Origin of the sequence: Mesorhizobium sp. M2E.F.Ca.ET.209.01.1.1 (assembly GCF_004010375.2) — a bacterium.
Taxonomy (GTDB): Bacteria; Pseudomonadota; Alphaproteobacteria; order Rhizobiales; family Rhizobiaceae; genus Mesorhizobium.
On sequence record NZ_SADP02000012.1, the window covers coordinates 188860 to 210191 of the forward strand.

The window sequence follows — 21332 nt, forward strand, 5'->3', positions numbered from 1 at the left end:
GCGCTCCAAGGTCTGGGACTCCGCAGGAGGAAGCGCCTTACCGCATATTTCCCGTATGCCCCTGCGAGTACCGCCCCGGCTGCGGCCACACCGTCAGCCCATGCGGCTCGACGCCGACGCGGATCTTCGTCACCGCGCCGCTCGTCGTGTCGATCATATAGGCTTCGCTGTCGAAGCGGCCGGAGAGCCATAGCTGCCTGCCGTCGGCGCTGACATTGCCCATGTCGGGGCTGCCGCCGCCGGGGATCGGCCATTGCGCGACCACGGCGCGGGTGGCGAAGTCGATCACCGTCACGCTGCCCGGACCCTTGGCCTTGCCCTGCTCCATCTTGTGCGATCCGCGGTTCGAGACATAGAGCCGCTTGCCGTCGCGGCTGACGACGAAGCCATGCGTGCCGATGCCGGTCGGGATGAAGCCGATCTCCCTGAAACTGTCGCCGTCGATCAGGAACACGCCGTCATTCATCATGTCGGCGACGTAGAAGACCTTGCCGTCGGGCGACAGGCGGATGTCCTGCGGCATGCCCATCTTGGACAGGTCGAGGTGGCCCAGCACTTTCTGATTCTTCAGGTCGATCTTGGCCAGTCCGCCATCGCCATATTCGCAGGTGAAGATCGCATAGGAGCCGTCGACCGAAAAATCGGCATGGTTGATGCCGGGGCAGGTCGGCGTCGGCAGGCTCGATATCAGCGCCATGGTGTGCGGGTCGCGGAAATCGAGCTGCTGCATTGCTTCGTCGACGACGATGGCGGCGCTGCCGTCGGGCATGAAATAGAGATTGTAGGGGTCGTCGACCGGGACCTGCTGGCCGGGCTTGGCCGTCATCGGGTCGATCGGCGTCAGGCTGCCATTTTTGCCGGTACCGTTGTTGGCGACCCAGAGCGTCTTCAAATCCCAGGACGGCACGACGTGCTGCGGCTTGCTGCCGACATTGAAGCGGTCGACTTCCTTGAGCGTCACGCTGTCGATCACCGAGACGCTGTTGGAGGAGCGGTTGGGCACATAGACGCGCGGCAGCGACCCGGTGGTCACGGGGCTCAGATGACCGACGGCGGTGTGTTTGTAGATGTTGACGGCGGGCGGCGGGGGCTCGCTGCAGTCTTCGGGGCAGGAGCCGGCCAAGGCGCGCATGGGCATCAGCGCAAGCAGCAGCAGGGCCGCACGGAAACTGGTGTGACGCAAAAGACTTCTGATCATCTGGATGGTTTCGTGAAGGCCCGCCCGATATTCCCCGCCCGGACCCATAGCTTGTGTCCCGCCGTTGATCTAGCGCCTTTTCAACAGGCTCCGCATGCGGTTGCGCAGGATGCGCGCCATGTTGCGGGTCTCGCGGTAGAGGTGCAGCTGCGAGGCCGCCTGGCGGGCCAGCCGGTCGGCGTCCGGCGTCAGCCCGACCACCAGCGTGCCCATCGGCTTGCGCTCGCTCCACAGACGGCTCATCACGGGATGGTCCGGAACCGCGCAGGAATCGGTCATGACGATGTTGGGATCGTCGAGATGCTGCTTGGTCACCTCGATCATCAGCAGCGTGCCCGGCGAATAGGCCGAGAGCGCCTCGTCATAGGCCGTCTTCCAGGTGTAGGCGACGCCGGCCTCGACGAAAACCACCAGGCAGGCGATGTTGCGGCCGTCGAGCGTCAGCATGTGGATGCGGCACATGTCCTGCTCGGCCAGCCGGTGCACGGCCTCGCGGGCGAAGGCGGCGCGGTAGCGGTCGATCGCCATGGCGGTGCGCTCGCGGCCTTTCCAGCCGGCCGCTTCCAGCGTCAGGAAGCTTTCGATGGCGTGGCGGATCTCGTCCGGTCCACGCGCCACGATGTGCTCCAGCTTGCCGTGGTCGGCGAGGCGCCGCTTCAGCCGGCGGAATTCGCGATAGTGATGCGAACGCAGCGACGCCTTGAGGTAATCCTCGCCGTCGGCCTCGCTCTCCAGAACCGGACGCTCGACCTTGCCGGTGGTCACCAGGGTCAGGCCGCGGCTGTCAGCGAAGGAGGTGAGCAGGCTCGCCACCGGACCGTCGAGGCGCATGTCGGGCAGCACAAAGACCCTAGGCAGCTTGAGATGCGGCCGCGACAGCATCGAGAAGAAATCCTCGATGACGCCGATGGGATCGTCGCGGTCGACCAGCGGCGTGCCGAGCGGGCCGAACGGGCTCGACCATGTGCGCATCACCGGAATGCCGAGCGGGATCGCCGGCCGCTCGACCGAGAACGGCACCAGAAGGCGCAGCCGGTTGCGGTATTCGTCGCCGTCGCGGATGACGGCCAGCCGCACCTCGCGGTCCTCCAGCCGGGGCATCGCCGGCGCCAGGAAACGCGGGTTGAAGAAGACGTTGGGCTCGGCTGTGCGGGCGCTGAGATAGTCGAGTTCCTCGACGAGGTCGAAGCCGGCCGAGGCCGGGTAGATGGCGAGCTTGCGCTCCGGCCTGTTGCTGGCGAAGAGCTCGATATGGGCCGGGTCGACCTCGCGCGCCAGGCCGGCAAGGTTGGAGACCATGGCGCCGGCGGGGCCGCCGCTGGTCTCTTCGAGCAACGGGACGGCGGCCATCAGGCAATTTCCTTCTTTGAAGGCACGAAGATCGCCATCACGATGCCGAGCTTGCGCCAGACGGTGAAGGAGAGCGCGCTGGCCTCGAAGACCATGGCGAGGCTCGTTGCCATCGCCGCGCCCCAGAGGCCGAACAGCGGGATCAGCAGCACGTTGAGGCCGATGTTGAGGGCGAGCGTCATGGCGTAGACGGCGGCGCAGATGTTCTGGTTGCCGCTCATGGTGAGCAGGCTTTCGCAGGGGCCGACCGCGGCGCGCGCCACGACGCCCAGCACCAGCAGGAAGAGCAGCGGATAGCCGGCGGTGAATTCGGGACCGAACAGCACCAGCATCGGCTCGCCCAGCGCCAGCACCAGCAGCGCCATCAAAAGCGAAGGCCAGAAGGTCCAGGAGACAGTTTCGCGGGCGAAGGCGGCGAGCCTGTCCGGCTCACCATGGGTGAACTGCGCGTAGCGCTGGGCAACGCCGGCCTTGACCGCGAAATAGACGAAATGCACCAGCGCCAGCGTCTTCACCGTCGCGAAATAGACGGCGACATCGTTGGGCGGGAGGTAGGCGCCCACCATCAGCACGTCGGCATTGGTGAGCAGGAAGAAGAAGCTCTCGACCAGGAAGATCGGCAGCGAGACGAGGATCCACTGGCCGAAATGCACCGTCATCGGCCCGGCCGGGACTTTCTTGTCCATGCGCGAGGTGACGGCCATCAGCTGGCCGAGCGTGGTGACATAAGTGGCGGCGATCGAGGCGAAGATCGCAGTCTTTGCGTCGGGCACATAGTGCATGCCAAGCATCAGCGCCATGAACGCCAGGATCAGCACCGGGCGCACCAGATAGGTCGGCGACAGCGCCAGCAGCGCCCAGGAATTGGCGCGCGCCAGCCCTTGCAGGAGATCGCCGAGCGCGATCATCGGCAGGCAGATGACGCCGAGGATGAAAGGGATGACGTAGTAGTTCTCGATCCAGTCTGAGGCTAGCCACACGCCAAGGGCGCCGAAGCCGGCGATCAGCGTCGAGGCGACGAGCACGAACAGGCGGCTGGCAAGCACGATGCCGCGCAGCTCGGCAAGCATGCCGCGCTCACGATACTCCGGAATGAAACGGATGACGGAGGTGTGGAAGCCAAGGCAGGCGAGGTTGCCGACGATGACCATCGTCACCCAGACCAGCACCGAGATGCCGTATTCGAACGACCCCATCCAGCGCGCCATCAGCACCTGGCTGACAAAGGCGATGAAGGCGCTGATGATGCGGATGGAAAAGGCGATCAGCGACATGCGCCCGGCTTCGCCGCGCGCATCGGCGGTGAAGAGGACGGCATCGATGCGGCCAAGCAGCGGCATGATGCGCAGCGCCCAGCGCTGCGGCAAGAGCCGCCCGGCAGTCGTTGCCGCGGAAAAGCGCACCCACAACTCTCCGTTTTCCGCCTTTTTCCAGCGCTCGGGTCTATCCGAAACACCTTAAGAAAGGGTGGGTGGGGTGCTTCCTTCTCCCCGTCACTAAACGGGGAGAAGGTGCCGGCAGGCGGATGAGGGGCAGCGCCGGCCTTGGAAATTTGGGGTGAATCGCGTCTCGAAGAGCCTCTTTGCGGGAGGGGGCTCCTAAACTGAAGTGGCCATCCTCTGTCAGATTACGAGGGGCGGCAAGTCGCAATCGCCGGCGCCGCCCCTCATCCGGCCCTTCGGGCCACCTTCTCCCCGTGAAACGGGGAGAAGGAAAAGGCGTCACATCGCCTTCATCGCGTCGCACGAGACGTTCGGGTTCATGTCGGCGAAGGCGCCGGTCGGGTTCTGCTTCCAGGCCCAGACATGCAGCTCGTAGAACGGGCCGAGGCCGTAGCGGTTGGGCGCGGTGTTGAAGTTGAAGAGATGGCCTTCGAGCGAGGCCGGGCCTTTCGACGTGATGTATTCGACCGCGATCAACTTCAGCGTGCCGTCCGCCATCGGCTCGTACATGACGGCTTCCGGCTTGGCGACGTCGACGGCTTCGTCCTTCAGATAGGTGGCGTTGACGTAGTGTATGCCCATGGCGCCGCCGGTGAGGCCGCTGGCGCAGGGGATCGGCGCGTAGCCTTCGGCCTTCGCCACCGCGATGTCCTCGAAGCGGCTGTCGAGCGCCCGCACCTTTTCGGCGAGCGGGTTGACGGTTTCCGCCGTGGCGGCGCCCGCCATCAGCAGGATGATCGAGGCGGAGGCGCCGATGGCGCATCGAGTCAGGATGTGAATGCTCATTTGTCTCTCCAGTTGAGGCGCGCGAGCGGCGGGAGTCGGCCGGTCAAAGCCAACTCCGCATGCCGGCGGCGCCTGTCGGTAAAAGGGATGGTCGCCGGTCCCGACGCTTCGGGATCAGCGGTGAAGCCACCAATATTCCCAGTATTCGCGCGGCATTTCCCGCTCATCGAGGCCGATATCGCGTCTCAGGTAATCATCCCGAGGCGGCAGAAGCCGGCGCCGGTTTCGCAACGGCGAAAGCAGCGCCGACAAGGCCCGTCGCATGTAGCCGCGCCGTGGCGGGAGGTAATCCGCCGCGGCGGATAGACTCTCGCTGTCCGGCACGGCATCAGGTCCGCCGGCGGCGGGACTGATCTGCCCGACACGGTCCGCCCAATCAGCGATAAAAGTAGGGGTCGAGGACCCGCACCTCCGTGATCTTGTCGACGGGAAGCGAATTCTTCTGCGCGGTGCTGCGGATCGCCTCCGGCGAGGGCGCGTCGTAGATGCAGAAACTCTTACCCTTGTCGGGCGAGACGAAGGATTGCACCCAGGTCACGCCTTTTTCGGCATTACGGGCGATGACGCCGCCCATCGCGGTGGCGCCGGCATCGTTCATCGGTACGTTCAGGCCTTCCGGGAAAGTGCGTTCAACGAGATAGCGAGGCACGATCGTCGTTCCTTTCGTGATTGGGTTAGGTTCGTTTCGAGCAAGGCCATCCCACCATTTCGGCAAAGACCGCGCATCGGAGCCATTCCCCATATTGGCCGGGACGATTCCCTATCTTTGGAACGTTTTATGTGGAAGATGGCACTGGAATGTGTGGGAAGTCACATTTCGGTGCCGTTTCCCACGCTATCGCGGCGGCGACCCGCCGTGATGGAATTCCGATTTCGCGAGAGTGCGATCATGCTTCTGGAACGGCAGCCGCAGCTGCAGCAGATGGATGCCTTGTTGGCGGATGCAACAGGAGGCCGTGGCCGCGTCGTGGTCGTCTCGGGCGAGGCCGGCGCCGGCAAGACGGCGCTGGTCGAGGCGTTCGCGAGCCGACTGGATGATGGCCCATCCGTGCTGCGCAGCGCCTGCGAGGACCTGTCCATTCCGGACCCGCTGGGGCCGCTTCACGACCTGGCCCGCAACGCGCAGTGGGAACTGCCGCGAGCGATCGACGACCGCCAGGTGCAGCGGCTGCCCTTGTTTTCCGAGGCGCTCGACGTCTTCGAGGCAAAGGGCCCGAGCGTGCTCGTCATCGAAGACCTGCACTGGGCCGATGACGCGACGCTCGATTTCGTGCGCTTCCTCGGCCGGCGCATCGCAAACACCCACATCCTGCTTCTGATCACGGCGCGGACCGACCGCAGCGAAGGGCAGATGCGCGTGCGCCGGGCGCTCGGCGAGATCCCGGCCGGCAATGCCGTGCGTATCGACGTGCCGCTGCTCAGCGAAAGCGCCGTGCTCTCGCTCGCCGCAACCGCCAAGCGCGACGGCAACGCAATTTACCGGGCGAGCGCCGGCAACGCCTTCTTCGTCACCGAGCTGCTCGCCGCCGAAGGCGATGGCGCATTGCCGGCGAGCGTGCGTGACGCCGTGCTGGCGCGCGCCGAAAAACTGTCGCCTGGCGCGCGCTCGATGCTCGACGCCGTCTCGGTGTTTCCGCGCCGCGCCGACGCTTGGGCGCTGAGTGGCCTTTGCGGGATTGCCGCCGCCGGTCAGCTCGCTGAATGCGTCGCCAGCGGGTTGCTCGAGGATTTCGGCGACGGCTATGCCTTCCGGCACGAGATCGCCCGCACGGCGATCGAGATGGCGCTGACGCCGAGCAAACGGCGCGAATACAATGAACGCGCCCTGGCGGCCTTGCGCCAAAACCCGCAAGTGGCCACCGCAAGACTGGTGCACCATGCCGTGGAAGCGCAGAACCTGGACGTGGTGCGGGAGCTCGCGCCGGACGCGGCGCGCGAGGCTTCGCGGGTCGGCGCGCATCGCGACGCGGTGGGCTATTACGAAGTTGCCCTGCGCTACGCGGATATGCTGCCGGTCGAGAAGCGAGCCGAGCTCTATGAAGGCCACGCCTTCGAGTGCCACTTGATCGGCCGCGTCGACGCGGCAATGGAGGCGCAGGGCCGGGCGCGCCAGTTGCGCCAGGCGTTGGGCGACCGTGTCAAGGAAGGCGACAGCCTCAGGTGCCTGTCGCGCTTCGCCTACCTGCTTGGCGATCGCGCGGCCGCGGACCGTTTCGGCGAGAAGGCGGTGGAGCTTCTGGAGACCGCTCCCGACAGCGCCGAGCTGGCGATGGCCTACTCGAACCTCTCGCAGCTGGCGATGCTCGCCGAGCGGCTCGAGGACACGCTTTCGCTCGGCGGCAGGGCGGTCGAGCTGGCGGAGCGGCTCAACCGGCCGGATATTCTGTGTCATGCGCTGAACAATGTCGGCGCCGCCGGACAATGGCTGGATTTCACCAAAGGGCGGCGCGATCTCGCCCGCAGCCTGGGAATCGCATTGTCGGGAAACTTCCAGGAACACGCTGCGCGCGCCTTCACCAACTGCGCCTGCGTCGAGATGAACAGGCTCAACTTCAAGGAGGCGGCGTCGTTCCTGGATCGCGGCATTGCCTATTGCGTCGAGAACGATCTCGCGACATGGCGCGATTACATGCGCGGCGTGCAGGCGCAGCTTCTGCTGAGGCTCGGCCTCTGGGACGATGCCGCGGCGACGGCGCATGAGGTTGTCGACGATGAAGCAACGACGCCGCTGGTACGCTATCCATCGCTGGTGGCCCTGGCGAGATTGCGCATCCGCCGCGGCGATCCGTCGGCCGAGCCGATCGTGGAAGAGATGAGGCGGTTCCTGCACAAGGGCATGGAGCTGCAACGGCTTGTGCCTTTTGCCGGGGTGATGGCCGAGCTGGCGTGGCTGGGCGACGGCGACAGGGATGAAGCGCTGCGTCTGATCGCCCTTGCCGAAGGCCTCGCGCCGACGCGGGCGGTGTTGGGCGAGCTGGCGACCTGGCGGCGGCTTTTGTCGCCTGAAAGCGATCCCGGCGAGACCGAGGGCATGGCCGAGCCGCACCGCCTGCAACTGGTTGGCGACTGGCGCGCCGCCGCTGCGCTTTGGACAAGTATGGGCGCCCCTTTCGAACGAGCGCTTGCCTTGCTGCAGGGCGACGAGGCCGCGCGGCGTGAAGCACTGGACATTTTCGAGGCGCTGGGCGCAAGACCGGTGGCGCAGCACGTGCGCGGCCTGCTGCGGCAGAGCGGGGTGAGTCGCATTGCCAGAGGTCCGAGGCAGGCGACGCGCGCCAACCAGGCCGGCCTCACGCAGCGCCAGATGGAGGTCCTGCAGTTGATCGAGCGAGGCTTCTCAAACAAGAAGATCGCCGCGCATCTGACCATCTCGCCGAAGACGGTCGACCACCATGTTTCAGCGGTGCTCGGGAAACTTGAAGCCGTCTCGCGCGGCGAAGCGGCGGCCGCGGCGCGCGCGTCGGGGCTGGTGTAAGGTTCAGCTGACAGGAAGCCCGAACCAGACGATCTGCGGTAATCGCCAGCGCTGGCGCTGCCCCTCATCCGCCCTTCGGGCACCAACCGGCCCTTCGCTATCGCTCCGGGCGTTCGTCGTTCGAAAAGCCAAGCAATTGGCTTTTCGTTCCGCTGCGCGGACCCCTCCTCACCCCCGCAAGGGGGAGAAGGAAGAGGGGTCAGGCGAAGGCGCCGTGGCAGTGCTTGTATTTCTTGCCGGAGCCGCAGGGGCACGCTTCGTTGCGGCCGATCTTGCCCCAGGTCGCCGGGTTCTTCGGGTCGCGGTTTTCCGGCGCGACGACGGCGGTGGTGTCCTGACGCATGAGAAGCGCGGTCTCGCCGCCCTGGAAATCGTCCTCGCCGGTGGAGCCGTCGATGTGGCTGCCGAACATCTCGGGCGTTTCGGGCGGCGGCGCGTCGGCCGCCTGGCGCACCAGCTCGACGCGCATCAGCTGCGCGGTGACAGCCTGGCGCAAATTGCCGAGCATGCCCTGGAACAGCTCGAAGGCCTCGCTCTTGTATTCCTGCAGCGGGTCGCGCTGGGCGTAGCCGCGGAAGCCGACGACCGAGCGCAGATGGTCGAGATTGACGATATGCTCGCGCCACAGATGATCGAGCGTCTGCAGGACCACTGAACGCTCGACGTAATTCATCACGTCGGGGCCGAAGCGGTCGGCGCGCTCCTTGGCGGCGGCGTCGGCCGCGGCCGCGATGCGCTCCCGGATATCGTCCTCGGCGATGCCCTCTTCCTTGACCCATTCCTCGATCGGCAGGTCGAGATTGAGGTACTGCGCCACTTCCTCCTTGAGGCCGGCGACGTTCCATTGCTCGGCATAGGCGTTTTCGGGGATGTTCTTGGCGACGATCTCGTCGATCACGCCTTCACGCATCTCGGTGATCGTCTCCGAGAGGCCTTCGCCGTCCATCAGCTCGATGCGCTGCTCGAACACCACCTTGCGCTGGTCGTTCGAGACGTCGTCATATTTCAAAAGGTTCTTGCGGATGTCGAAGTTGCGCGCCTCGACCTTCTTCTGCGCTTTTTCGAGCGCCTTGTTGATCCAGGGATGGATGATCGCCTCGTCTTCCTTGAGGCCGAGCTTCTGCAGCATGCCGTCCATGCGCTCGGAGCCGAAGATGCGCATAAGGTCGTCCTGCAGCGACAGGAAGAATTTCGAGCGGCCGGGGTCGCCCTGACGGCCGGAGCGGCCACGCAGCTGGTTGTCGATGCGGCGCGATTCGTGGCGCTCGGTGGCCAGAACGTAAAGGCCGCCGGCGGCCAGCGCCTTTTCCTTCAGGCGCTCGACATCGTCGATGATGGCCTTCTCCCGCGCCTCGCGCTCGGGGCCGGCCGGCATGTCGCCAAGCTCCTCGGCGATGCGCATCTCGGCATTGCCGCCGAGCTTGATGTCGGTGCCGCGGCCGGCCATGTTGGTGGCGATGGTGATGGCGCCGGGCTTGCCGGCCTGGGCGACGATGGACGCCTCGCGCTCATGGTGGCGGGCGTTCAGCACTTCGAAGTCCTTGATGCCTTCCTTGCGCAAGCGCTCGGCCAGCTGCTCGGATTTCTCGATCGAGGTGGTGCCGACCAGGATCGGCTGGCCACGCTCGCGCGCGTCTTTGATTTCCTTGACGATCGCCTTGTATTTCTCGTCGACCGTCCGGTAGACCTCGTCGTCCTCGTCCTTGCGGGCGACCGGCAGGTTGGTCGGGATCTCGGTGACCTCGAGATTGTAGATGTTGGCGAATTCCTCGGCCTCGGTCAGCGCCGTGCCGGTCATGCCGGCGAGCTTCTTGTAGAGGCGGAAATAGTTCTGGAAGGTGACGGAGGCCAGCGTCTGGTTCTCCGGCTGGATCTGCACATGCTCCTTGGCCTCGAGCGCCTGGTGCAGGCCTTCCGAATAGCGGCGGCCGGGCATCATGCGGCCGGTGAACTCGTCGATGATGACGATCTCGCCGTTGCGCACGATGTAATCGCGGTCCTTCTGGAACAACAGATGCGCCTTCAGCGCATTGTTGACGTGATGGACGATGGCGACGTTCTCGACGTCGTAGAGCGACTCGCCCTTCAACAAGCCGGCCGCGGTCAGCATGTTTTCCAGCTTCTCGGTGCCTTCCTCGGTGAAGATCGTCGTCTTCTGCTTCTCGTCGACCTCGTAGTCGGCCGGGCCGAGCTTCAGCATGAAGGCGTCGATGGTGTTGTACATTTCCGAGCGGTCCTCGAGCGGACCGGAAATGATCAGCGGCGTGCGGGCTTCGTCGACCAGGATGGAATCGACCTCGTCGACGATGGCGTAGGAATGGCCGCGCTGCACCATCTGCGAGCGCTCATACTTCATGTTGTCGCGCAGATAGTCGAAGCCGAGCTCGTTGTTGGTGGCGTAGGTGACGTCGCAGGCATAGGCCTCGCGGCGCTCGTCGTCGGAAAGGCCGTGGACGATGATGCCGACGGTCAGGCCGAGGAATTTGTAGACGCGGCCCATCCATTCGGCGTCGCGCTTGGCGAGGTAGTCGTTGACGGTAACGACATGCACGCCCTTGCCGGCGAGCGCATTGAGATAGACGGGCAAGGTGGCGACCAGGGTCTTGCCCTCGCCGGTGCGCATCTCGGCGATGCCGCCATTGTGCAGCACCATGCCGCCGATCAACTGGACGTCGAAAGGCCGCATGCCAAGCACGCGGCGGGCGGCTTCGCGCACCGTGGCGAAGGCTGGGACCAGCAGGTCGTCGAGCGAAGCGCCGTTGGCGATATCCTGGCGGAATTTCTGCGTGCGTCCGGCGAGCTCGGCGTCGGAAAGCGCTCGCATCTCGTTTTCCATGGCGTTGATGGCTTCCACCCTGGGCCGGGTCGACTTGACGCGCCGGTCGTTGGAGGAACCGAAAACCTTACGGGCGAGACCGCCGAGACTGACCATCCAATGGTCCTTTCGATAGCAATTTTGGCCGTTTGCGACAGGCGCCTGGCGGGCCCATCAAATCCGCGTGAATGCGGACAAACGCAAAAAGCGCCCGGAAAACGGTTCTGGACGCCAAGTCGTTGGACAGATAAGAGGGGGCTCAATCGATGTCAACGCCGCGTTAGCCCTATGGGCAGCGCCAAATTCCGCCACAATTCGACTGATCTGGAACCCTTCCGCTCACGCGATCCTCATTGGCAATCCCATTGGAGTTATCTTGATGTCCCTGTCGTTCCGCCGCGCCTCGCTCGCCAGCCTCGGTCTGGCCTTCGGGCTCTCGGCTCTCTGCCTGTCGCCGCTGATGGCGCAGGAGACCAAGCCCGCGGATGCCGCCGCGCCTGCCGCCGCTCCCGCCGCGCCGGTCGATCCCAATGCCGTGGTCGCCACCATCAATGGCGAGAAGCTGACCGAGGCCGATCTGCAGCTCGCCGAAGGCGAACTTTCGCAGCAATTCGCGCAATTGCCGCCCGATCAGCGCCGCGCGGCCGCCCTTTCGGCGGCGATCGAAATCCGCGTCATGGCCAAGAAGGCGGTCGACAGCGGCCTTGACAAGGATCCCGACTTCCAGCGCCGCATGGCTTTCCTGCAGGCGCGCGCGCTGCATGGCGAGGTCGTCGAGAAGGAAGTGGTCGACAAGGTCACGGACGCCGAAGTGCGTGCCCGCTACGACCAGGAGATCGCCAACACGCCGCCGGTCAATGAAGTGCATGCGCGTCACATCCTCGTGAAGACGAAGGAAGAGGCCGAGGCGATCATCAAGCAGCTCGACGGCGGCGCCGACTTCCAGAAGCTCGCCAACGAACACACCAACGACCCCTCGGGCAAAACCAGTGGCGGCGATCTGGGCTGGTTCGGACCGGGGCAGATGGTGCCGGAATTCGACAAGGCGGCCTTCGCGCTCGACGTCGGCAAGTACACCAAGGAGCCGGTGCAGACGCAGTTCGGCTGGCACGTCATCAAGCTCGAGGACAAGCGCGCCAAGCAGCCGCCGGCCTTCGACGACGTCAAGGACCAGGCCAAGCAGGCGGTGATCCGCGACAAGTATTTCGCCATGGTCAAGGAGCTGCGCGCGTCAGCCAAGGTCGAGATTCCGGACGAGAAGCTCAAGAAGGACATCGATACGCTGGAAGCCGGCAAGTAATCCGCCGCCGGCCGACAGTTTGCAAAGGGCGCCTTCGGGCGCCCTTTCGTTATCGGGCGGGGGCTATCCCTCGCACCACATAGCGCACGGCCGCGCGGATCGCCGCCTCGTCTTCGCCGAGGCGGTTGCTCAACAGATGCCGCCAGGCGTAGGACGCGATCAGGTCGGCGACGATCCCGGCATCGACATCGGCCGCCACCTCGCCGCGCGCCTTGGCGCGCTCGATCATCAGGCCCGTGTGGCTGCGGCGCCCTTTCGAGTACTCGGCAAGCGCGGCCGCGGCCGTCTCGTCCGACTGTGCCTCGGCAATCAGTGAGCGGTAGATGTTGCCGGACGGGGTGTCGCGCCAATGCGCGAACAGATTCTCGAGGAAGCCGGCAAGATCATCCTCGACGTTTCCCGTGTCCGGCGTCTCGACATGCTTCTGGCGCTGGTAGACCTCGATCAGCAGCGCCGCCTTGCTCGGCCACCAGCGATAGATGGTCGGCTTTCCCGCCCGCGCCCGCCGGGCGACGGCCTCGATCGAGAAGCCTGCGTAACCCGCCTCGCGCAGCACCGCCTCGGCCGCCTCGACAATGGCGTCGGCGCTCTCGGGATTGCGCTTTGCGCCGATCGACTTGCGCCCGCGAGCGGCGGCCTCGCCCATTCCAGTCTTCCTTAGCCGGTGAATTTGCCGCCGATCATATTGGCTTCGCGGGTGAAACGAAACGATCCGTTTCAGACCGCGAGCCCTTCAGCCGGGGCGATCAGGCGTGGCCAGAACGCCCCTTGCGCCGGGACGCGCTATCGGGCAAACCGGCCTTCCTTTCGCTTTATTGCCGTTCCGGGGTTCCGATGTCCGCTACGATCTCGCCGCTCGCACCGAAGAAATATCCCAAGATGCCGGTCATCGAGGGTGTGCGCATCGCGACTGCCGAAGCGGGCATCAAATACCGGAACAGAACCGACCTGCTCGCCATGGTCTTCGATCCGGGCACGGCTGTCGCCGGCGTGTTTACCAGGTCGAAATGCCCGTCGGCGCCGGTCGACTTCTGCCGCCAGAACCTGCCCGCCGGCAAGGCGCGCGTGCTGGTGGTCAATTCCGGCAATGCCAACGCCTTCACCGGCAAGAAGGGCAAGGCCTCGACCGCGCTGACCGGCGAGGCGGCGGCCAAGGCCGCGGGATGTTCCGAGAGCGAGGTGTTCCTGGCCTCGACCGGCGTTATCGGCGAGCCGCTCGACACCACCAAATTCAGCCATCTGCTCACCGGCCTGGTCAAGGACGGAAAGCCCGATCTGTGGACCGAGGCGGCAAAGGCTATCATGACCACCGACACCTATCCGAAGGTGGCGACGGCGACGGTCAAGCTCGGCGATACCGACGTGACCATCAACGGCATCGCCAAGGGCGCCGGCATGATCGCGCCCGACATGGCGACAATGCTTTCCTTCATCGCCACCGACGCGCCGATCGCGGCGCCCGTGCTGCAGGATCTGTTGTCGCGCGGCACGGCCAAGACCTTCAACGCGGTGACCGTCGACAGCGATACCTCGACCAGCGACACGCTGCTCATCTTCGCCACCGGCAAGGCCGCCGCGCGCGGCGCGCCGGCGATCAGCGATGCCAAGGACGCGCGGCTCGGCGCGTTCCGACGGGCGCTCGGCAAGGTGTTGAAGTCGCTGGCGCTGCAAGTCGTGCGCGACGGCGAGGGCGCGCGCAAGCAGGTCGAGGTCACGGTGACCGGCGCCAAGTCGGCGCGTTCGGCCAAGCGGATCGCGCTGTCGATCGCCAATTCGCCGCTGGTCAAGACAGCCGTCGCCGGCGAGGACGCCAATTGGGGCCGCGTCGTCATGGCCGTCGGCAAGGCCGGCGAGCCGGCAGACCGCGACCGGCTGTCGATCTGGTTCGGCGACAACCGCCTGGCGCATGAGGGCGAGCGCGATCCGGCCTATTCGGAGGAAGCGACGTCTGCCTACATGAAGCGCGACGACATCCGCATCCGCGCCGATATCGGCATCGGCCGGGGCAAGGCGACGGTGTGGACCTGCGACCTCACCAAGGAATATGTCGCCATCAACGGCGACTACCGGAGCTGATGGCGCCGGTGTCCAGGCATCCGGCAAGCGTGCTGGCAGTCGTTCGCCGCTACGAGGCGGCGGGCTTTCGCGCCTGGCCGGCGGCGGCCGTCCACTATGACGGCACCTGGGTGGTGCGGCTGACCGCCGGGCACCCCGCCAAGCGGCTCAACTCGGTCAATCCGCTCGATCCGGGCGACACGCACGCCATCGAGGAGCGCATCGGCCGCGCCGCGCGCCGCTTCGATGCCTATGGCAGGCCGCTGACCTTTCGCATGTCGCCGCTGTCGGGGCAGGTGCTGTCCACGCATCTCGACAAGGCCGGCTGGAACAGGTTCGACGAATCCATGGTCATGCGGCTGCCGTTGAAGGACCTCGAGCTCGGCGCGGCCATGGACCAGATACCGCTCAAGGACATCAGCCGCTTCATCGGCGCGTCGTTGAGAACCAGCGGCTCGGATGCCTCGCTGCGGCCCGGCCTGTCCGAGGTTATCGGCGCCATCCAGCCCGAAGCTGGGTTGTTCGCGCTGGAGGACGGCAATGAGCCGCTGGCGACGCTGATCTGTGTCCATGATGGCGATCTCGCCGGCCTGTTCGAGGTCGCCACCGAAAAATCGGCGCGCAAACAGGGCCATGGCAGCAATCTCATCCTGTCGGCGCTGAAATGGGCGCGGCTGCGCGGCGCGCGCGAGGCCTGGCTGCAGGTCGAGGCCGGCAATGCGCCGGCGCTCTCGCTCTACCGGTCGCTCGGCTTCGAGGAAGTCTACCGCTACCACTATCGACGGCCGCCGGGCGCATGAGCGAGATCAAGCCAGCCGGAAAGCGCCTGCTGCTGGTCGCCGCCTGCGCGCTGGTCGATACCGACCGGCGCGTGCTCCTGGCGCAGCGCCCCGAAGGCAAGCAGCTTGCAGGCCTGTGGGAGTTCCCGGGCGGCAAGGTCGAGCCCGGCGAGACGCCTGAGGAGTGCCTGGTCCGCGAGCTGCATGAGGAGCTCGGCATCGAGACCGAGATTCCGTGCCTGGCGCCCCTCACCTTCGCCAGCCATTCCTATGACGACTTCCATCTGCTGATGCCGCTTTATGTCTGCCGCCGCTTTCGCGGGATCGCGCAGCCCAGGGAAGGGCAGGGGTTGAAATGGGTGAGGCCGCGGCAGATGCGCGACTACCCGATGCCGCCGGCCGACGCACCGCTGATCCAGTTCCTCATCGACCTGCTGTAATTTCGCGACCTATTTTCGCGGTCGTTCACCATTTGCCGGAAGCGTCATTTTCCGGGGCTGCTTTAGCCAGCGTTAATGGAAGATTTATCTCGACGTGAAAAATTGCCCGAGGCCGTTTCGCGCGGCGAGATCGTCGATGACTGTGGGAAACACGGCATGAGCCTTGAAAGAGAGTGGGACTCGATCCGGCCCGACCGCGGCTTCCGCGCTGCGGATGCCGGCATGGGCATCCTGCGAATCACGCTTCTCTTCGGCTCGGCAGCCGTGGCGCTGGCGCTGATCGCAACGCCTTTGCTGGACAGCCAGACGCGATCGCAGGGCGCTCGCGACGGCTTGGCCGTCGGGCTCGACATGACAGCGACCGGATCGATCGGCCATCGCACCAATACATATACGGTGCGCCGCAGTGTGCTGCAGCCGATGCCCAGTTCAATCTGCGTCATCCGCAATGACGGCAGCCGCAGCGGCGAGTGCTGACATGGTTAATGATTTTTTGGGACACCGGCATTTCACTCGCTGTTAAGCTTTTGCCGTTAACCTTTCTTAACGGGTAGGACATTAGAATTTCTGCATAAGGGATGGATGACCATGAAAAACCTGCTGCAGCAATTCGTAAGAGATGAGACGGGCGCCACGGCCATCGAATATGGCCTGATCGTTGCTGTGCTCTCGCTTACAATCATCGGCGGCGTGGGCAGGGCCGCGGACGCGCTCCAGTGGTTGTTCAGCGACAACAACAGCAGGTTGGTGCAGGCCTTCTCCCACTGACGAAGCCGAGCCGGCAATCAGAGACGCGGTCAACCCTTGGGCGGGTTCTCCAGGATCGCCTTCAGCGATACTTTGGCTGACCCCGGCTTGAGCGGCTTTTGCTGGGAGGCGTCAGGCGCCCAACCGGACATCCAGACAATCGGAAAGCTTGCGCGGATGCGGCCATCCGGGTCCGAAAACCGTTCAGCGTAGATTTCGGCGGCACGGGCAAACAGGCGTCTGCTGCCCGGCCGCCGGCTGCGGTCGATGAGCGGGCTGGTCTCGCCCATGGCGCGCAGGTCGCTAGCCAGATCGAACAGCGTGTCGTAGCGCACCGTCACCGTCTCGACATCGGCCACCGGCAGTGCCAGGCCGGCGCGCTGCAACAGCGCACCCGCATCGCGCACGTCGGTGAAAGGAAGGATGCGCGGGCTCGCGCCGCCGTAAAGCTCCGTCTCGGCCGTCAGCATGCTTTCGCGCAACTCCGCGAGCGTACCCGCGCCGGCGAGAGCGCCAAGGAAAAGCCCGTCCGGTTTCAGCGCGCGGCGGATTTGCGCCAGCACGCCGGGAATGTCGTTCATCGCGTGCAGCGAGAGCAGAGAGACGACGAGATCGAGGCTGCCGTCCTCGAACGGCACGGTCTCGGGCGGCGCTACCAGGCCCGGCCCGCCGGCGAGAAGCGCTTCATCCATCTCGACACGCACAATCTCGCCGACCTTGCCGCTGGCTGCGAGCACCTCGACCGCCGCTGACGTCTGGCAGAACAGCGCGGCCGCCTTGCCGAAGCGGCGCTCGACGGCACCCAGCCGGTCGGCAAGGTCTTCGGCCGCCCGCCGCATCAGGAAATCGGCACCCTCGACGGGGCGGGCGAGAGCCCGGCGCTTGCGCGCGAGCCAGAGCTCAGTGTCGATCAACGGCTGCAATGAAAAGCTTCCTGTTGTCCGCGCCCGCCGGAGTGGTGTTAAGGTGGCGCGGGGCTCTCCCTTTCACGTGGCCGATCCGGTGCACAAGATCAAGACCAGCGCGGTTCAGGACATGACGCGGCAGGCACTGGCCTGGCCGGCGCGTCTGTTGTTTCCGCCGGTTTGCGCCGGCTGCCGTCGCCATGTGTCGCAGCCCGGCGTTTTGTGCGGCGCCTGCTGGCCGAAGCTCAGGATGCTGGAAAAACCCTGGTGCCCGGTGATGGGAACGCCCTTCACCCACGACATGGGCGAGGGGTTTCTGTCGGCGGAAGCGATCGCCGATCCGCCGCCCTTCGAACGGGCGCGGGCCGCCGTCATCTATTCGGGCGTCGCACGGCAGATGGTTCAGGGGCTGAAATACCAGGACCGGACGGACCTGGCGCCCTGGATGGCGAACTGGATGGTCCGCGCCGGCGCGGAGCTGATTGGCGAGGCCGATCTGGTCGTGCCGGTTCCGTTGCACTGGCGGCGCTTCTTCCGGCGCCAGTTCAACCAGTCTGCGGAGCTTGGACGCGCCGTTGCAAAGCTCAGCGGGCTGCCATTCTCGCCATCCGCGGTCAAACGCGTGAAGCTGACGCGCCAGCAGGTCGGGCTCGAACGGCATGAGCGCGAAGAGAATGTGCGCGCCGCCTTCCGCGTTCTACCGGACGCCGAGATCCAAATCTCGGGCCGCCGGGTGCTGGTCGTCGACGATGTCTACACTACCGGCGCCACGGTGAGGGCGGTCGCCAAGGCGCTGAAGAGGGGCGGCGCCGGAGCGGTCGACGTGCTGACCTTCGCCCGGGTCTTGCCAGGGGACTTTCGGGCCGATGAGTCCGCGACTATATAGAAACCCAAGTGTTGTTTTTGGTGCGGGTCGCTGTCATGCAACCATTGGGCGATATGCGCTGGCAGGATTGTGACTGATGGTCGATGTGACGATCTATACAAGGATGATGTGCGGCTACTGCAGCGCCGCCAAGCGGCTGCTCGACCGCAAGGGTGTGAGCTATACGGAGCACGATGCCTCGTTCTCGCCGGAACTGCGCCAGGAAATGATTTCCAAGGCGCATGGGCGAACCACCTTTCCGCAGATTTTCATCGGCGACACGCATGTCGGCGGCTGCGACGATCTCCATGAGCTGGAGTCGCAGGGCCGGCTGGATGTGATGCTCGCCAACGGGAGATGATCATGGGTGTTTTCAAGGCCGCCGCCGTACAGATGCGTTCGGGCACGAGCCCCGAGCGCAATGCCGCCGACATGGAAATCCTGGTCCGCCAGGCTGCCGGCCAGGGCGCGACCTATGTCCAGACGCCGGAAATGACCGGCGCGCTGGTGCGCGACAAGGAAGCGGGTGCTGCCGCTTTCACCACCGAGGACAAGGATATTGTCGTCGCCACCGCGCGCAGGTTGGCGAAGGAGCTCGGCATCCACCTGCATATCGGCTCGACGGCGATTCGCCGCGCCGACGGCAAGCTCGCTAACCGGGCGTTCCTGTTTTCGCCCGACGGCACGCTGATTGCCGGCTACGACAAGATCCACATGTTCGATGTCGACCTCGACAATGGCGAGAGCTGGCGCGAATCCGCTTCCTATGAGCCGGGAACGGAAGCGGTCGTTGCCGACATCAATGGAACGAAGCTAGGCTTTGCGGTCTGCTACGACCTGCGCTTCCCGCAACTGTTCCGCGCCGAGGCGATGGCCGGAGCCGAGGTGCTGACGGTCCCGGCCGCCTTCACGCGCCAGACCGGCGAGGCGCATTGGCATGTGCTGCTGCGCGCCCGCGCCATCGAGAACGGCGCCTATCTCATCGCCGCCGCGCAAGGCGGCCTGCATGAGGACGGACGCGAGACCTATGGCCATTCGCTGATCGTCGACCCTTGGGGACGCATCGTCGCCGAGGCCGCGCATAACGAGCCGGGCGTGATCGTCGCCGAGATCGATCCGGCGCAGTCGCTTGCCGCGCGCCGCAAGATCCCCAATCTCAGGAATGCGCGGGACTTCACCGTCAATGCCGGCGCAGGCGAAGCGCCGCGTCTCAGGGGTGCTGCCTCTTGATCCGCTTTTCCCTGATCTGCGAGCACGAGCACGAGTTCGAAGCCTGGTTTCGCAGCAATGACGACTTCGATACCCAGAAGAAGCGCGGTTTCGTCGATTGCCCGAATTGCGGCTCGCATAAGATAGAGAAGGCGCTGATGGCGCCGGCCGTCTCGACCTCGCGCAAGCAGGAAAAGATGGCTTTGGCCATGGGCGAAGCGCAGAAACAGGCGCTGGTGCAGTTGAAGGCGCTGGCCGAGAAGGTGCGCGAGAATGCCGACTATGTCGGCGACAAGTTCGCTGAGGAAGCGCGCAAGATCCACTTTGGCGAGACCGATCCGCGCGGCATCTATGGCGAGGCGACGCCGGAAGAAGCGGAAAGCCTGATCGAGGACGGCGTCGAGTTCATGCCGATACCGAGCTTTCCCGACGACCGGAATTAGGACGGCGAACTCAAGCTTCCGATCAGTTTCTCAAGCAGTTTCGCCAGCATTTCCCTGTCCTCTTGCGTCAGGCCGGCGAGGATTTCATGTTCGTTGGCGACGTGGGCGGTGAGTGCGGTGTCGGTGAGCCCGAGGCCTTTTTCGGTGAGCTGCACGACTACCCCGCGCCGGTCGCTCGGGTGTGGCGCGCGTTGGGTCAGACCGGCCTTTTCCAGACGATCGAGGCGGGCGGTCATGGCGCCTGATGTCACCATCGTCGCCTCGTAGAGTTCGGTCGGCGTCAGCGCGTAGGGGGCACCCGACCGGCGCAGCGTCGCCAGCACGTCGAACTCGCCGGCTTGCAATCCGAACCGGGCGAAGACCGGCGCGAGCCGGTCGCGCGCGATGAGCGCCGAGGCCTCGTTCAGCCGTCCGATCACCCCCATCGGCGACACGTCGAGATCCGGCCGCTCCCGCTGCCATTGTTCCATGGCCCTGCTCGCTCGATCCATATCGCTCACCGCAAAGTATCTTGACATAAAGAATCTTTACGTTATCTTATCGCAAGAAGAACCGGCCGCCAAGCGGTCACGCAGCGACAGGACAGCCCGATGAAATTTCTCTGGGATTCGGCGATCGGCCTTCTGGTCGTGACCGGCGGCCTGCTCGGCATGACGCTGCCGTTCGGCAAGCTCGCCACCGCCGCTGGCGTGCCGGCCATGGTCTGGGCTTTCATTATCTCGTTCGGCGCCGGCGGCGTGCTGCTCCTGGCGCTTCTGCTGCGCGGCGAGCGCATCCGGCTGACGCCGCACAAGCTGCGCTATTTCTTCGTCACCGCGGCGATTTCCTATGCCATCCCCAATCTTTTGATGTTTTCCGCCATCCCGCATCTCGGCGCCGGCTACACTGGCATCATGTTCACGCTGTCGCCGGTGATCACCCTGGTGTTCTCGATCCTGCTCGGCGTCAGGCGTCCGAACCTGCTCGGCGCCGTCGGCATCGCCGTCGGCTTCGTCGGCGCGGTGATGGTCGCGCTGACGCGCGGCGAGGCCGGCCAGGCGGCCGATTATTTCTGGGTGGCGGTCGGTCTGCTCATCCCGGTCAGCCTCGCCGCCGGCAACATCTATCGCACCGTCGACTGGCCGGAGGGCACCGGCCCGATCGAGCTTGCCGTCGGCAGCCATCTGGCCTCGGCCATGCTGCTCCTCGTCGGCATTTTGACGCTTTTGGGCTGGCAGGCCTTCGCACCGCTCGCCGGCGTGCCGCTGGTGGTCGTCGGACAGGTCGCCTCGGCCTCGGCAATGTTCGTCTTCTTTTTCCGCCTGCAGGCCGTCGGCGGCCCGGTCTATCTCAGCCAGATCGGCTATGTGGCGGCGGCCGTCGGCCTGTTCGCCGGGACGATCCTCCTCGGCGAGCACTACCAGCTTCTGACCTGGCTGGGTGCGGCCATCATCACCGTCGGTGTGTTCATCACGACCAGGGCGCAAAGCCAAAACGGCGCGCCTGCGCCGCTTCGGATCGAGCCGGCATCATCCCGTAGCTAA

21 protein-coding genes are annotated in these 21332 nt (G+C 65.4%); 12 read left to right on the top strand and 9 right to left on the bottom strand.

All coding sequences use genetic code 11. From position 1 onward, the window contains the following. Positions 1–37: 37 nt before the first annotated feature. The 5 genes from EN852_RS22235 to EN852_RS22255 all read right to left on the bottom strand — a co-directional run bounded on the left by EN852_RS22235 (position 38) and on the right by EN852_RS22255 (position 5425). Positions 38–1198 (bottom strand): YncE family protein, encoded by a 1161-nt coding sequence (locus tag EN852_RS22235; RefSeq protein WP_127877056.1) that lies wholly within the window; start codon positions 1196–1198, stop codon positions 38–40. A 69-nt stretch (positions 1199–1267) separates the two neighbouring features. Then, positions 1268–2548 carry a GNAT family N-acetyltransferase gene (locus EN852_RS22240; protein ID WP_127877058.1) on the bottom strand — a complete coding sequence of 427 codons (1281 nt, stop codon included), beginning with the start codon at positions 2546–2548 and terminating at the stop codon, positions 1268–1270. Continuing rightward, positions 2548–3951, bottom strand: coding sequence for a lipopolysaccharide biosynthesis protein (locus tag EN852_RS22245; protein ID WP_127877060.1), 1404 nt, complete (start codon positions 3949–3951; stop codon positions 2548–2550). The genes EN852_RS22240 and EN852_RS22245 overlap by 1 nt, the downstream gene beginning before the upstream one ends. Before the next feature lie 318 nt (positions 3952–4269). Continuing rightward, positions 4270–4716 carry a hypothetical protein gene (locus tag EN852_RS22250; protein WP_246694350.1) on the bottom strand — a complete coding sequence of 149 codons (447 nt, stop codon included), beginning with the start codon at positions 4714–4716 and terminating at the stop codon, positions 4270–4272. Positions 4717–5152: 436 nt separating this feature from the next. Next, positions 5153–5425: a DUF4242 domain-containing protein gene (locus tag EN852_RS22255; RefSeq protein WP_095817014.1), complete on the bottom strand. Its 273-nt coding sequence runs from the start codon at positions 5423–5425 to the stop codon at positions 5153–5155. A 240-nt stretch (positions 5426–5665) separates the two neighbouring features. Here EN852_RS22255 and EN852_RS22260 point away from each other — a divergent pair, with 240 nt between their 5' ends. Beyond that, positions 5666–8251 (top strand): LuxR family transcriptional regulator, encoded by a 2586-nt coding sequence (locus EN852_RS22260; protein ID WP_127877064.1) that lies wholly within the window; start codon positions 5666–5668, stop codon positions 8249–8251. Positions 8252–8450: 199 nt separating this feature from the next. On the opposite strand, the gene secA is transcribed toward EN852_RS22260, so the two are convergent. Next, entirely contained in the window at positions 8451–11183 is a 2733-nt protein-coding gene (secA, locus tag EN852_RS22265) for a preprotein translocase subunit SecA (protein WP_127877066.1), read from the bottom strand. Between the two features lie 262 nt (positions 11184–11445). Here secA and EN852_RS22270 point away from each other — a divergent pair, with 262 nt between their 5' ends. Next, a complete protein-coding gene (locus EN852_RS22270) occupies positions 11446–12366 on the top strand; it encodes a peptidylprolyl isomerase (protein ID WP_127877068.1) in 921 nt (306 codons plus the stop codon). Positions 12367–12415: 49 nt separating this feature from the next. Here the strand turns inward: EN852_RS22270 and EN852_RS22275 are convergent, their stop codons facing one another. Further along, positions 12416–13012 (bottom strand): TetR/AcrR family transcriptional regulator, encoded by a 597-nt coding sequence (locus EN852_RS22275; protein WP_127877070.1) that lies wholly within the window; start codon positions 13010–13012, stop codon positions 12416–12418. Between the two features lie 188 nt (positions 13013–13200). Between EN852_RS22275 and argJ the strand changes: the two genes are divergently transcribed. The 5 genes from argJ to EN852_RS22300 all read left to right on the top strand — a co-directional run bounded on the left by argJ (position 13201) and on the right by EN852_RS22300 (position 16408). Further along, complete coding sequence (argJ, locus tag EN852_RS22280) at positions 13201–14442, top strand: bifunctional glutamate N-acetyltransferase/amino-acid acetyltransferase ArgJ (RefSeq protein WP_127877072.1); 1242 nt, start codon at positions 13201–13203, stop codon at positions 14440–14442. After that, positions 14442–15221 carry a GNAT family N-acetyltransferase gene (locus EN852_RS22285; RefSeq protein WP_176480057.1) on the top strand — a complete coding sequence of 260 codons (780 nt, stop codon included), beginning with the start codon at positions 14442–14444 and terminating at the stop codon, positions 15219–15221. Before argJ ends, EN852_RS22285 begins: the two co-directional genes overlap by 1 nt. Further along, positions 15218–15640, top strand: coding sequence for a (deoxy)nucleoside triphosphate pyrophosphohydrolase (locus EN852_RS22290; RefSeq protein ID WP_127877074.1), 423 nt, complete (start codon positions 15218–15220; stop codon positions 15638–15640). The genes EN852_RS22285 and EN852_RS22290 overlap by 4 nt, the downstream gene beginning before the upstream one ends. A gap of 156 nt (positions 15641–15796) precedes the next feature. After that, positions 15797–16117: a hypothetical protein gene (locus EN852_RS22295; protein ID WP_127865814.1), complete on the top strand. Its 321-nt coding sequence runs from the start codon at positions 15797–15799 to the stop codon at positions 16115–16117. Positions 16118–16222: 105 nt separating this feature from the next. Further along, positions 16223–16408 carry a Flp family type IVb pilin gene (locus tag EN852_RS22300; protein ID WP_095816931.1) on the top strand — a complete coding sequence of 62 codons (186 nt, stop codon included), beginning with the start codon at positions 16223–16225 and terminating at the stop codon, positions 16406–16408. A gap of 29 nt (positions 16409–16437) precedes the next feature. Here EN852_RS22300 and EN852_RS22305 read toward each other — a convergent pair whose 3' ends face one another. Beyond that, positions 16438–17310, bottom strand: a complete 873-nt coding sequence (locus EN852_RS22305; RefSeq protein WP_127877076.1) for a methyltransferase domain-containing protein — start codon at positions 17308–17310, stop codon at positions 16438–16440. Positions 17311–17377: 67 nt separating this feature from the next. Here EN852_RS22305 and EN852_RS22310 point away from each other — a divergent pair, with 67 nt between their 5' ends. The 4 genes from EN852_RS22310 (at position 17378) to EN852_RS22325 (ending at position 19809) form a co-directional block, all read left to right on the top strand. Continuing rightward, a complete protein-coding gene (locus EN852_RS22310) occupies positions 17378–18178 on the top strand; it encodes a ComF family protein (protein WP_127877105.1) in 801 nt (266 codons plus the stop codon). A 76-nt stretch (positions 18179–18254) separates the two neighbouring features. Beyond that, entirely contained in the window at positions 18255–18518 is a 264-nt protein-coding gene (gene grxC, locus EN852_RS22315) for a glutaredoxin 3 (protein ID WP_127865817.1), read from the top strand. A gap of 2 nt (positions 18519–18520) precedes the next feature. Continuing rightward, the gene (locus EN852_RS22320; RefSeq protein ID WP_127877078.1) at positions 18521–19387 is read left to right on the top strand and encodes a carbon-nitrogen hydrolase family protein; all 867 of its coding nucleotides are present in this window, start codon (positions 18521–18523) and stop codon (positions 19385–19387) included. After that, positions 19384–19809, top strand: coding sequence for a DUF1178 family protein (locus EN852_RS22325; RefSeq protein ID WP_127877080.1), 426 nt, complete (start codon positions 19384–19386; stop codon positions 19807–19809). Before EN852_RS22320 ends, EN852_RS22325 begins: the two co-directional genes overlap by 4 nt. Here EN852_RS22325 and EN852_RS22330 read toward each other — a convergent pair. Further along, positions 19806–20300 carry a MarR family transcriptional regulator gene (locus EN852_RS22330; RefSeq protein ID WP_127877107.1) on the bottom strand — a complete coding sequence of 165 codons (495 nt, stop codon included), beginning with the start codon at positions 20298–20300 and terminating at the stop codon, positions 19806–19808. The two genes, EN852_RS22325 and EN852_RS22330, sit on opposite strands and share 4 nt — an antisense overlap. A 99-nt stretch (positions 20301–20399) precedes the next feature. Here EN852_RS22330 and EN852_RS22335 point away from each other — a divergent pair, with 99 nt between their 5' ends. Continuing rightward, complete coding sequence (locus tag EN852_RS22335; RefSeq protein ID WP_127877081.1) at positions 20400–21332, top strand: DMT family transporter; 933 nt, start codon at positions 20400–20402, stop codon at positions 21330–21332.

Bases quoted from the DNA above. Each gene is read 5' to 3' on its own strand.
- EN852_RS22235 (WP_127877056.1), bottom strand. From the start codon at position 1,198: ATGATCAGAAGTCTTTTGCGTCACACCAGTTTCCGTGCGGCCCTGCTG.
- EN852_RS22240 (WP_127877058.1), bottom strand. From the start codon at position 2,548: ATGGCCGCCGTCCCGTTGCTCGAAGAGACCAGCGGCGGCCCCGCCGGC.
- EN852_RS22250 (WP_246694350.1), bottom strand. From the start codon at position 4,716: ATGGCGGGCGCCGCCACGGCGGAAACCGTCAACCCGCTCGCCGAAAAG.
- EN852_RS22260 (WP_127877064.1), top strand. From the start codon at position 5,666: ATGCTTCTGGAACGGCAGCCGCAGCTGCAGCAGATGGATGCCTTGTTG.
- secA (WP_127877066.1), bottom strand. From the start codon at position 11,183: ATGGTCAGTCTCGGCGGTCTCGCCCGTAAGGTTTTCGGTTCCTCCAAC.
- EN852_RS22270 (WP_127877068.1), top strand. From the start codon at position 11,446: ATGTCCCTGTCGTTCCGCCGCGCCTCGCTCGCCAGCCTCGGTCTGGCC.
- EN852_RS22275 (WP_127877070.1), bottom strand. From the start codon at position 13,012: ATGGGCGAGGCCGCCGCTCGCGGGCGCAAGTCGATCGGCGCAAAGCGC.
- argJ (WP_127877072.1), top strand. From the start codon at position 13,201: ATGTCCGCTACGATCTCGCCGCTCGCACCGAAGAAATATCCCAAGATG.
- EN852_RS22285 (WP_176480057.1), top strand. From the start codon at position 14,442: ATGGCGCCGGTGTCCAGGCATCCGGCAAGCGTGCTGGCAGTCGTTCGC.
- EN852_RS22290 (WP_127877074.1), top strand. From the start codon at position 15,218: ATGAGCGAGATCAAGCCAGCCGGAAAGCGCCTGCTGCTGGTCGCCGCC.
- EN852_RS22295 (WP_127865814.1), top strand. From the start codon at position 15,797: ATGAGCCTTGAAAGAGAGTGGGACTCGATCCGGCCCGACCGCGGCTTC.
- EN852_RS22300 (WP_095816931.1), top strand. From the start codon at position 16,223: ATGACCATGAAAAACCTGCTGCAGCAATTCGTAAGAGATGAGACGGGC.
- grxC (WP_127865817.1), top strand. From the start codon at position 18,255: ATGGTCGATGTGACGATCTATACAAGGATGATGTGCGGCTACTGCAGC.
- EN852_RS22320 (WP_127877078.1), top strand. From the start codon at position 18,521: ATGGGTGTTTTCAAGGCCGCCGCCGTACAGATGCGTTCGGGCACGAGC.
- EN852_RS22330 (WP_127877107.1), bottom strand. From the start codon at position 20,300: ATGGATCGAGCGAGCAGGGCCATGGAACAATGGCAGCGGGAGCGGCCG.
- EN852_RS22335 (WP_127877081.1), top strand. From the start codon at position 20,400: ATGAAATTTCTCTGGGATTCGGCGATCGGCCTTCTGGTCGTGACCGGC.